This is a genomic window from Mycobacterium sp. Soil_C_30, from assembly GCF_057656995.1.
On record NZ_JBDGJH010000041.1, the window covers coordinates 1 to 10914 of the forward strand.

At 66.2% G+C, this 10914-nt stretch carries 10 protein-coding genes and 1 pseudogene; 4 read left to right on the top strand and 7 right to left on the bottom strand.

Features of this window, described 5'->3' with window-relative positions; genetic code table 11:
• The 3 genes from efeO to AC3A6P_RS35805 all read right to left on the bottom strand — a co-directional run.
• Positions 1–863: iron uptake system protein EfeO (efeO, locus tag AC3A6P_RS35795; RefSeq protein WP_487697380.1), on the bottom strand; the 863-nt coding region annotated here is incomplete at its 3' end.
• 110 nt (positions 864–973) lie between these two features.
• Positions 974–2317 (bottom strand): HAMP domain-containing sensor histidine kinase, encoded by a 1344-nt coding sequence (locus AC3A6P_RS35800; protein WP_487697382.1) that lies wholly within the window; start codon positions 2315–2317, stop codon positions 974–976.
• 40 nt (positions 2318–2357) lie between these two features.
• The gene (locus AC3A6P_RS35805; RefSeq protein ID WP_487697384.1) at positions 2358–2804 is read right to left on the bottom strand and encodes a helix-turn-helix domain-containing protein; all 447 of its coding nucleotides are present in this window, start codon (positions 2802–2804) and stop codon (positions 2358–2360) included.
• Between the two features lie 87 nt (positions 2805–2891).
• Between AC3A6P_RS35805 and AC3A6P_RS35810 the strand changes: the two genes are divergently transcribed.
• Positions 2892–4289 carry a HAMP domain-containing sensor histidine kinase gene (locus AC3A6P_RS35810; protein WP_487697385.1) on the top strand — a complete coding sequence of 466 codons (1398 nt, stop codon included), beginning with the start codon at positions 2892–2894 and terminating at the stop codon, positions 4287–4289.
• Here the strand turns inward: AC3A6P_RS35810 and AC3A6P_RS35815 are convergent.
• Positions 4281–4949: a response regulator transcription factor gene (locus tag AC3A6P_RS35815; protein WP_487697386.1), complete on the bottom strand. Its 669-nt coding sequence runs from the start codon at positions 4947–4949 to the stop codon at positions 4281–4283. The genes AC3A6P_RS35810 and AC3A6P_RS35815 overlap by 9 nt on opposite strands.
• A 76-nt stretch (positions 4950–5025) precedes the next feature.
• Between AC3A6P_RS35815 and AC3A6P_RS35820 the strand changes: the two genes are divergently transcribed.
• A complete protein-coding gene (locus AC3A6P_RS35820; protein WP_487697388.1) occupies positions 5026–6546 on the top strand; it encodes a fused MFS/spermidine synthase in 1521 nt (506 codons plus the stop codon).
• A 31-nt stretch (positions 6547–6577) separates the two neighbouring features.
• Here the strand turns inward: AC3A6P_RS35820 and AC3A6P_RS35825 are convergent, their stop codons facing one another.
• Positions 6578–8917, bottom strand: a complete 2340-nt coding sequence (locus AC3A6P_RS35825; protein WP_487697390.1) for an arylsulfatase — start codon at positions 8915–8917, stop codon at positions 6578–6580.
• A gap of 161 nt (positions 8918–9078) precedes the next feature.
• Positions 9079–9658 (bottom strand): annotated as a pseudogene (locus AC3A6P_RS35830) (DsbA family protein).
• Positions 9659–9706: 48 nt separating this feature from the next.
• Here AC3A6P_RS35830 and AC3A6P_RS35835 point away from each other — a divergent pair.
• On the top strand, positions 9707–9883 hold the full coding sequence (locus tag AC3A6P_RS35835; RefSeq protein WP_487697391.1) for a hypothetical protein: 177 nt from the start codon (positions 9707–9709) through the stop codon (positions 9881–9883).
• Here AC3A6P_RS35835 and AC3A6P_RS35840 read toward each other — a convergent pair.
• Positions 9880–10659, bottom strand: a complete 780-nt coding sequence (locus AC3A6P_RS35840) for an IclR family transcriptional regulator (RefSeq protein WP_487697392.1) — start codon at positions 10657–10659, stop codon at positions 9880–9882. The two genes, AC3A6P_RS35835 and AC3A6P_RS35840, sit on opposite strands and share 4 nt — an antisense overlap.
• 178 nt (positions 10660–10837) lie before the next feature.
• Between AC3A6P_RS35840 and AC3A6P_RS35845 the strand changes: the two genes are divergently transcribed.
• The coding region (locus tag AC3A6P_RS35845; protein ID WP_487697393.1) for a hypothetical protein at positions 10838–10914 on the top strand (77 nt) is incomplete at its 3' end.

Below are 10914 nucleotides of genomic sequence, written 5' to 3' on the forward strand. Positions count from 1 at the left end.
ATCTTGCTGATCGCGATCTCATCCAACAGGCCCTGCGCGCCGCCGGCGATCTGGGTGGAATCGATGCTGTAGTCCGGCGCTTTGACGCCCTCGGCCAGTTCGTTGACATCGGCGACCAACTGATCGGCCAACGCGGCGGCATCGGGCTGCAGCCCGGTGACCCACAGCTGCTTTTCCAGCGCATGGAAGCCGGTCCAGCGCTGGCCGTCTTCGAGGTCGGCCTCGCGCAGATCGATACGCGGATCGAGGTCGTTGGGGAAGGACTCGGCCACCGGTTCGATGCGCTCGTAGTACACCCGCGACGTCGGATACTGCGCCTTGGCGGCCTCGACGTCGCCGGCTTTGACGGCCGCGGCGAAGGCGTCCACCGCCGGCACCAACGCCTCGGTCTGCGAGATCACATAGCGTTTGTAGTTGTCGGAGGCTTCCTTGAACTTGCCTTCGGTGTCGACCTGCACTTCCTGACCGGTCACGGTGAAGTCACCGCGGATGCCGTCGCCGATCATGCCGGGCTTGCACGCGGTCTGGTAGGTGCCGGGCTGGGTCAACTGCACGATCAGGGTGCGCTGCAATCCCGGGGAGACGTTTTCCACCTCACCCATCACCCGGTCACCTTCGCCGTAGACGTAGAACTCGGTGACCTTGGTGCCGTTGTTGGTGATGACGAAGGTGTTGGCGCCGGTGGCCCCTTCGGTGCCCGACAGGGTGCACTCGGTGTCGGTGGCCTCCACGCTGACCTGCTCGGCCCCGGCCGCCCCGGTGTCCTGCTCGGCCGAGGACGCCGACTCCTTGGCCGTGCAACTGGTCAACGACACACCCGCCAACACCGCCGCGGCCACAGCGACAAAGGGAAAACCGTTCACGTAGACGACCTCTCAGTCTGCAGAGCTACCCCATTAGGTAAGGCGAACCTTAGCCCGAAGAACGGCCGTACCCTAGGCGCTCCCCGCTGTGAAATCGCTGAGAGCCGCGGTCAGCTTTCGTGTCCACCCGGGATCCGGATCGTGACGACGGTTCCGCCGTGTGCTCGGTCGGTGATGTCCACCGTGCCGTGATGGCCGGCCACGATCTCGGCCACGATCGCCAACCCCAGACCCGTGCCACCGCTGAGACCTCCGCGGGGCTCGGCATGGTCGGTGTCCAGGCGGACGAACCGGTCGAAGACCCGCACCCGGTCCGCCACCGCCACACCCGGCCCGTCATCACCGACCCGCAACACCGCAACCCCCTCGACCACCGCCACCGACAACTCGATCACCGACGCCGCATGACGCACCGCGTTGTCACACACATTGCGCACCGCACGCCCCAACGCCTCGGCATCACCGACCACCGACACCGCCGCCACCTGCACATCCACCCGCAACGACGACGACACCACCGCCACCCGCGCCGCCTCCGCACCCAACACCTCATCCAGACGCACACACTCACGCCGCAACGCCAACCCACGCTCATCAGCACGGGCCAACAACAACAAATCCTCGATCAACAACTTCATCCGATGCGCCTCGGGCAACAGGATGGTCGACGCGAGCTCACCACTCAACAGGTGTGGTTGTCTCCCAACGCTTTCGAGCGCTGCCAAGATGGTGGCGACCGGGCCCTGCAGAGCGTATGACGCATCCCCCACGAACCGGCGTTGCCGCGCCTGGCCGGACTCGATCCGGTCCAGCATGGCGTTCATCGTGACGGCCAGCGCCTGGATGTCGTCGCGGCCCAACGGCACCGGGACCCGCGCGTCGAGATCTGCCGCCGAGATACTGGTGAGGCGGGAGCGCATGGCTTCGACCGCGCGCAGCGATCGGCGCACCATCAGATAGTTGACCCCGGCGGCCACCGGTACCACCAGCAGCGTGGCGCCGGCGAGCACTGCTGCGACCAGCCGCACCGAATGGCCCACGGCAGCAGCATCGGTGGCCACCACCACGGTGTAGACGCCCTCGGTTCGTTCGCTGACCCGGACGCCGGCCGTGGGCGTCATGGGTGTGGCCGGGGCATCTCGCGAACCGCGCACCACCTGGCCGCGGGAATCGACGATCTGCACCGCCCGCACCCGCAGATCGGTGGCCAGAAGTCCGGCGTCGATCTCCGAAGGCGCTTCAACCTGCAACGCAGCGGCGATGTCGGCGCTTCGTGCGCGCGCCGCCTCATCCAGCCCGGCCGTCAGGAGGCGGTGAAACAGTAGGACGAAGCCCACCGACGCGAGGACCCAGGCCACCAGAACCACCGCTGCCGCAGTGGTGGCCGCGCGCCCGGAGAAACCCCACGTCCGCGACACCCCGGACACCGCCGTGTCTTCCGCTGCCGCCGCCACGCCTCCATACTGGCGCACGAGTGGTGCGGGGGGCGCGTCGCTAATCGATCCGGCGGGTTCGCGGCCGGTGCGTGTCCGTCACGCGCGCCTCGGTTCCGGATGCTGGTGCCACCTCGCCCGGTTTCACCAGTCGCAGCTGTGGTGCGCGGGTGTGTTGACGTCGCAGGAGCTGCGCGAATCGAAGGATGCGTTCGTGGTCTTCGGTCCGCAGTTCTCCGAGGACCCGGTTCAGCGCCGAGGTGGTACCGGTGGACGGATCCTCCATACCGAGGAGGTAATTGACCGGGCAGGCGTAAAGTGTTGCCAGCCGGCGCAATTCGAGGCATTCGACGCTCCTGGCGCCGGTCTCGATCTGCACCACCTCGTCCGGGCCCATACCGATGTACTCCGCCACGTCGGCGTGGGACAGCCCGAGGTGCTGACGTACCTCACGAAGCCGTTGGGCGACCGCCAGTCGACCCACGTCGCCGTCGCCGATCAGCTCCACGGCGCAGATGGTATTTCGCCGCCACTGAGAGGGCGCTGAGAAACCCTTCTCAGCGCCCTCTTAGCCGCATCGCGCGACACTGCCACTATGGACGGCGTGGCGACACGGGCATCAATGTTGCCCAGGTTGCTGCGTCCTGGGCACTGGGGTATCCCTGCGCGCTCTGCGGTGGTGTCGGCGGCCGTGGTTCTCCTGTCACTTTTCCTGGCGGGGCTCGGCGTGACGACCAGCGTGCTCTTCACGTCGTTCCTGGCCATCGACGGCAGTTCGGCAGCCAGGGTCGGTGACATCGCGGCGACGCTGCGCGAGGAAGGCCTGCCCGGGCTCGACGGTGCGCTGCTGGCCACCAACGATCATGTGTCAGCCGTACAGGTGGTCGACGCCGCGGGCCAGGTGGTGGCCCGTTCCGCCGGCGCCCCCGCCACACCACTGGTGTCGCCCTCGGAGTTCGGCTCGCAGGCGCCCCGAACCCTGCGCGACGACTACACCCCCGACGACAACATGCGGTTGAGCGGGCAGACCATCGAGACCAACAGTGGCCGTTTCACCGTCATGGTCGGCGGCGACAGCAATGCCGTGGAATCCACCGTCATCTCCGTGGCCATTCTGCTCGGGGTTGCGGCGCTGTTGGTCACCGCGGTAGCGGCCATGGTCAGTTTCCGCCTGGTGCAGCGCTCCCTGAAGACAGTGGACGCCATTCGGGCGCAGGTGTCCGAGATCTCCGCATCCAGGCTCGATGAGCGGGTGCCGGTACCCCCGCGGCGCGATGAGATCTCCGCGCTCGCGGAAACCATGAACGCGATGCTGGCCCGCATCGAGCTGGCCGACAAGGCGCAGCGCCAGTTCGTCGGTGACGCCTCCCACGAACTGAGAAGCCCACTGGCGACCATCATCTCGGCGCTCGAAGTCGCCGAAGCGCACCCACAACTGCTCGACCACCAGCTGGCCACCGACATCCTGTTGCCCGAGGCGCATCGGATGAAGTTGTTGATCGAGGATTTGTTGTTGTTGGCCCGTGCTGATGAGCGTGGGTTGGCGTTGCGGCGTGAGTGTGTGCGTCTGGATGAGGTGTTGGGTGCGGAGGCGGCGCGGGTGGCGGTGGTGTCGTCGTCGTTGCGGGTGGATGTGCAGGTGGCGGCGGTGTCGGTGGTCGGTGATGCCGAGGCGTTGGGGCGTGCGGTGCGCAATGTGTGTGACAACGCGGTGCGTCATGCGGCGTCGATGATCGAGTTGTCGGTGGCGGTGGTCGAGGGGGTTGCGGTGTTGCGGGTCGGTGATGACGGGCCAGGTGTGGCGGTGGCGGACCGGGTGCGGGTCTTCGACCGATTCGTCCGCCTGGACGCCGACCGCTCCCGCCGTGGTGGTGGCACGGGTCTGGGGTTGGCGATCGTGGCCGAGATCGTAGCCGGCCATCACGGCACGGTGGACATCACCGACCGAGCACACGGCGGAACCGTCGTGACGATGAGATTGCCGTTACGGTAACAACCGGTATCCGACGCCCCGGATAGTCTCGATTGTGTTGGTGCCGAAGGGAATATCGATCTTGCGTCGCAGGTAACCGACGTACACCTCGACGACGTTGGCCGGTCCCTTGTAGTGCGCGTCCCAGACGTTGACCAGGATGTCGCTCTTGGTCACCACCACGTCCTTGTTGCGCATGAGATACTCCAGCACTCCGAATTCCCTGGGCGTCAATGCTATTGACTTGCCATCACGGCAGACCACCCGCCGCGCCGGATCCAACGACAGCGATCCGGCCGTCAAGATGACCGGCCGTTCCGGAGCGCCCCGCCGCATCAACGCACGCAGGCGAGCCACCAGGATCTTGAACGAAAACGGTTTGATCAGATAGTCGTCGGCGCCGAGATCAAAAGCGTCGGTCTGGTCGTATTCGCCGTCTTTGGCGGTCAGCATGATGACCGGCGTCCACAGCTGGGCTGACCGCATACGCCGCAGCACCTCGTAGCCGCTGAGCTCCGGAATCATGATGTCGAGTATCACGACGTCGTAGGCGTTCTCCATGACTTCGTGCAGCCCCTCGACGCCCGTCGGCGCCGTCACCACCACAAAACCCTCAGCACGCAGGCCCATAGCCAGCGCGCTGGCCAACCGCTCCTCGTCCTCGACGAGTAACACCCGCATGATCGCCCCTCCCTCCGAACAACAGATTAAGCGCCGGAGGGGCTGCCCTCGGCCGACATGGGTCAGGATGGAGCGTGTGACCGTACCGTCCCCGTCACCTGATGAGCCGTCGTCGACCGGCCTGGGATCCCGTGCCGCGGCGGCGCTGGTGTTCGGATCGTCGGCCGCGGTGCTGGTGGTCGAGATCACCGCGTTGCGATTGCTGGCTCCCTACCTGGGTCTGACGCTGGAGACCAGCACGCTGGTGATCGGGATCGCGCTCGCGGCCATCGCACTCGGCTCCTGGGCAGGTGGCCGCGTCGCCGACCGCATCGATCCGCGCCGGCTTCTCGGGCCCTCGCTCGCCGTATCGGGGGCTGTCGTGGCGCTGACCCCGGCGGCGCTGCGTGCGGTCGCGGAGTGGGCGCCACCCACGCTCCTGGTGATCGCGTCTGTGACCATTCTGGTGCCGGGCGCACTGCTGTCCGCGGTGACGCCGATGGTGACCAAGTTGCGCCTGCTGCGTCTCGCCGAGACCGGGACCGTCGTCGGCCAGTTGTCGGGTGTGGGCACCGTCGGCGCCATCGCCGGCACCGTCGTCACCGGCTTCGTCCTGATCTCGCACCTACCGGTCAGTGCCATCCTGGTGGGCCTGGGCGCTTTGTTGATGGTCGGCGGCGCCGTGATCGCGTGGCGCATGCGCCGGTGGAGCAACGCCGCGGCGGCAGGGCTGGCGCTGGCGCTCGTGGCCGGCGGTGTCACAAGCTATTTCGCGCCGGGCGGCTGCGATGCGGAAACGCAGTACCATTGCGCCCGGGTGCTCGCCGACCCCGATCGCGACACCGGTCGCACGCTGGTACTGGACGGTGTACGGCACTCCTATGTCGACGTCGACGATCCACTCTTCCTGCAGTTCGCCTACGTGCGCGCCCTTGCCTCGGTGATCGACGCCGCGTTCCCGGCCGGCACTGCATTGACGGCCTATCACCTCGGCGGTGGCGGACTGACCTTCCCGCGCTATCTCGCCGCGACGCGGCCGGGCACCGACAGTCTGGTCTCCGAGATCGACGCCGGTGTGGTGCGTATCGACCGCGACGAACTGGCACTGGAATCAGGTGCCGGCATCGACGTCCGCGTGGAAGACGGCAGGCTCGGCCTGCGCCGCCTCGACGCCGGCAGCCGGGATCTGATCGTCGGTGATGCGTTCGGGGGCGTGAGTGTCCCATGGCATCTGACCACTGTCGAAGCGATGACCGACATTCAGCGGGTGCTCACCGACGACGGCGTCTACGCCGCCAACCTGATCGATCACGGCGACCTGGCGTTCGCGCGAGCCGAGGTGGTGACCCTGGGCCGGGTGTTCGATCACGTCGTGGTCTGCACCCGGCCCGGAAATGACGGCGGCAATCTTGTTGTCGCCGCTTCCGACCGACCGCTCGATCCATCGGCCATCCAACTCGCCCTGCACGCCAACAACACCGGGTGGGAAACCATCAGCGGCGCCGACCTCACCGCGTGGACCGGTGACGCCGAAGTGCTCACCGACGACTATGCACCCGTCGACCAGCTACTCGAGCCCTATCGCCGCCCCACCGGTCAATCCTGGGCCCCGCCGTAGTCCAACAGCGCGCTGTCGCACGGGCACCCATTCAGGTGTAGGCGACGTGAACCCGGTCGATGCGGCCCTCGAACGGGAACGGTGCCCGATGGTGGTAGTCACGGGACACCGGCGAGCCCAGACACGTGCCGATGTCGAGGCAGTCGTTCGCGGTGAACAACAGCGGCGCGCTCACCGGAACTCGACCGGACGCGACGGTGGCTTCGCCGATGGTCACGGTGACATCGAGTGGACCCGCCGGACGCTGCTCGGCGTATCGAGTGGCCACTGTTATCGTCGTCCGGCCCGGCTCGATCTTGGCGGCGGAGCGAATGATGGTGCGCGACAGAATGAACAGGTTGTACTCGTAGCACAAGTGGCCGCCGTCGAAATAGCAGGTCAACCCGCCCGCAGCTCCCCCGAGTGCATACAGCACACCATTGACGTCAGCGGGAATGTCGGCCTCGATGGTGACGACGTTGTTCTTGTTGCCCAGCGCGGGCGCGCAGAACTCCGGCATCCGCACCATGTCTCCGGCGAAGGTCCACTCCGAATACGGCGGGGCGATACGCAGTTCGGGGTGATACACCGGCACCCACAAACCTCCACCGACCGGCAGCACGGCGTTGCGCGCGGCTTCGATGGCGAACATCTCCCGCATCTGGACGAGCTTCTCGGGATGCGCACCGGCCAGGTCATGAGCCTGCGACCAGTCGTTGTCGAGGTCATACAGCTCCCACGTGTCGTGATCGGGTGTCCACGTCGCGATTCCCTCGGGCTGACCTGGAACCCAGGGCAACCTCGGTCCGCGTGCACAGGCCAGCCAGCCGTCGTGGTAGATGCCGCGGCTGCCCATGATCTCGAAGTACTGGGTCACCTTTCCGCCCGGTGCGGTGCGGTCCACCAGGGTGCGCGCGAAACTGCTTCCGGCCAGCGGGATCTGAGGTTCTCCGTACACAGTCCGAGGGGCTTCGATACCGACGATTTCGTAGATCGTGGGTACCACGTCGTTGCAGTGCAGGAACACATCCCTGGGTGTGGTGTCGGCAGCCACTTTCGCCGGCCAGCGCACCGCCATCGGATTGCGGGTGCCACCCAGATGCGATGCCAGCAGTTTCATTCCCTTGTACGGCGTTGATCCTGCCCATGCCCAACCCGCGTGGTACTGGTTGTCCACCAGCGGCGAACCCAGGACGTCGAGCCCACCGAGCTCGTCGAGGGCATCGATGTGCTGCCGGACCGTGGTGGGAATCCCGTTCTGCGCCAACAGTTCGGCGATCGTCCCGTTCTGGCCTTCGCCGGAGGAGCCATTGTCCCCCCAGATGTACAAGAACAGCGTGTTGTCACCGTAGCCAAGGCTGTCCAGTTCATCGGCGATCCGGCCGACCTGAACGTCGACATGCTCGGCGTATCCGGCGGCCACCTCCATCAGCCGACGTTGGAACGGCTTCTCGTCCTCGGGGATGTCCTCCCACGCCGGCAGCGTTTCGTCACGGTCGGTCAGTTGGCAGTCCTGCGGGATCCACCCCTTGTCCTTGGCCCGCTCGAACACCCGCTGCCGGTAGGCATCCCAGCCGTCGTCGAATTTACCGGCGTACTTGTCTGCCCATTCCTTCATGATGTGGTGTGGGCCGTGCAGGCAGCCGCTGGCCCAGTACATGAAGAACGGTTTGTCGGCATTGAAGGCCCGATGCCTCCTCAGCCAGCCGATCGCATCGTCGGCCAAATCCTCGGAAAGGTGATAGCCCTGCTCGGGGGTGCGGGGCGGCCTCACCACGGTGGTGTTGCGCACCAGATGCGGTTCGTACTGGGAGGCCTCGCCGGCCAGGAATCCGTAGAAGTACTCGAAACCCAGCCCGGTGGGCCAATTCTCGAAGGGGCCGGCGGCCGTGGTCTCCTCCGCGGGCGTGTTGTGCCACTTACCGAACGCCGACGTCGCGTATCCGTACTGCTTGAGCACCTCGGCGACGGTGGCACTCGAGCGTGGAATCTTGCCCGCGTACCCGTCCCAGTCGTTGGCCAGCTCGGCGATTTGGCCGTTTCCGATCTCGTGATGGTTGCGCCCCGTCAGCAATGACGCACGGGTGGGCGAACACATCGCGGTCGTGTGGAACCGGTTGTACGACACCCCCTCGGCGACGATGCGATCCAGTGTCGCCGTGGTCACCTCGCCCCCGAAGGTCGTGGGCAACCCCGGACCGGCGTCGTCGATCAGGATGATGACGATGTTGGGCGCGTCCCGGTGCAGACGCCGCGGCACCGTTCGCGGTGTGTAGGTGGATTCCGCGAGTGTGCGGCCTGCGACGCTGGCGGACGGAATCGGAGGGAACGGCAACACCCCACCACCGGGTAAGACCGGCGCCACTACTTGACCACCCAGCCCGTCGGACATCGCCGCTCCTCATTCGTTTAACGGACACCTTGACTACCGAGAACCTAGTCTGCGACCCGTCGCGCCGTCTCGGCGATATCCAAACATGCAGGGCAAACCGCCGGCCGGCTACGTACCACCTGGAGCAGTACCACGTGAGCCCCCACACAACGCCGCGCCCCTCAGCCGGCCAGCGACTCGTCGAGCGCGTCCGTGAGGTCGTCGTAACTGCGTGGCTGCAGCCGAGCACCGTTCACGAAAAAGGTAGGGGTGCCCTGCACTCCGAGCGCTTGGCCGTCGGCGATATCGAGTTGAATACGCTGCAGTGTCGTGGGGTCAGCGTAGGCGGCGTCGTGGGGAGCCTTATCGAGCCCGAGTTCTGTTGCGAAATAACGAATACGCCGTCCTCCGGGACTCGCTGCTCTCCCCATTCGGTTTGGGTGTCGTACATCTTCTTGCACATTTCCTCGAGTTGGCCTTGCTGTGCCGCCGCTTCCACCGCACGCGCGGCCCGCTCGGCATTGAAATGACCCGGCATCGGGAAGTACCGGATCACGAAATTCGCCCGGTCGCCGTAATCGGCACGGAGTTGTTCGACCGCCGGGTACACCGCTTTGCACCCTTCGCACTCGAAGTCCAGGAATTCGACGAAAGTCACTTCGCCGCCCGGCACCGAGTTCAGTAGATGACTGTTCTCGCGCACCACTTCCCCGCCTGCGACGGCGTGGAGTTCTCGTCGCCGGGGCCCAGCTGCACAGCGATCGTGGCCACGGCGAGCACAGCGATGACCGCGGTGGTGATCAGCTCGGGATGCGGTTACCGACAAACGAACTCGCGGCCGACGAGCCGTCCGAGCTGGACCGCGCCCATGCCGCCGCCGTACTCGAGGCCTTCGCTGAAGGCACCGGTGGGTACTACGCTGACCTGTTGGGCGGCATCGGGCGCCGAGCGTTTCGTATGCCGATATCAGCACTCCACGACGGCTAGTCCGCTGCACCCTCCGACGCGTTGCTCACCAACTGCGCACCCGCGGAGACCAACAGCGGCACCGCGCGCTCAACCAGCTCATCGGTCATCCGGGTGACAGGGCCCGAGACCGACACGGCGATCCAGCTCAGTACATCGAGGGCGACCGGCACCGCCACGCAGCGCACCCCGATCTCCTGCTCCTGATCGTCGAGGGCGTAACCCCGGCGCTTGATGCGCTCCATCTCGGCCAGCAGAGCCACCCGCGTGGTGATGGTGTGTTCGGTATGGCGCGTGAGTCCGCGGCGGTCGACGATCGCGTTGATGGTCGAGGTGTCGAGTTGAGCCAGCAGCGCCTTGCCCACCCCGGTGCAGTGCAGCTCGACACGCCGGCCCACTTCGATGAACATGCGCATGCTGAACTTAGACGGCACCTGGGCGATGTATTCCGCCTGCTCGCTGGAGAGCACGGCGAGGTTGGCGGTCTCGCCGAGTTCTTCGACCAGTTCGGCCAACACCGGTAGCGCACCGGCGCCTACCGAGGCATTCGCGGCCGAGGCCAGGGGGACCAACCGAAACCCCAGCGCGTAACTGCGATTGGGGAGCTGGCGCATGTACCCCCGCTCCACGAGCGTGCGCACCAGCCTGTGCGCGGTCGGCACCGGCAGGTTGGCCCCGGCAGCGATCTCGGCAACCGTCTGGCTTCCACCCTTCGCCGCAACGCCTTCCAGGACGTCGAGCGCTCGATGCAGGGATTGCACCCCACCGGCGGGGGCGCTCACAGGACGCCTGACCATGTGGCCAACGTTGACACAACGCTACCTCCATGATTCTCTAAACGAGAGGATCATTCCACGATATGAAATGATTCTCCCGGCTCCGGCGTTGCCGTTGCTGAGAGCGCAGTCTCCCATGCCGATCTGCGACAGTCCATGGCGGTCGGCGCGGGAACAACAGGATAGAGGCGGTGGATCGATGACTGAGCGTGTGACCGTGGGTAACTTGCGGGTCGCCAAGGTGCTGCATGACTTCGTGAACAACGAGGCGTTGCC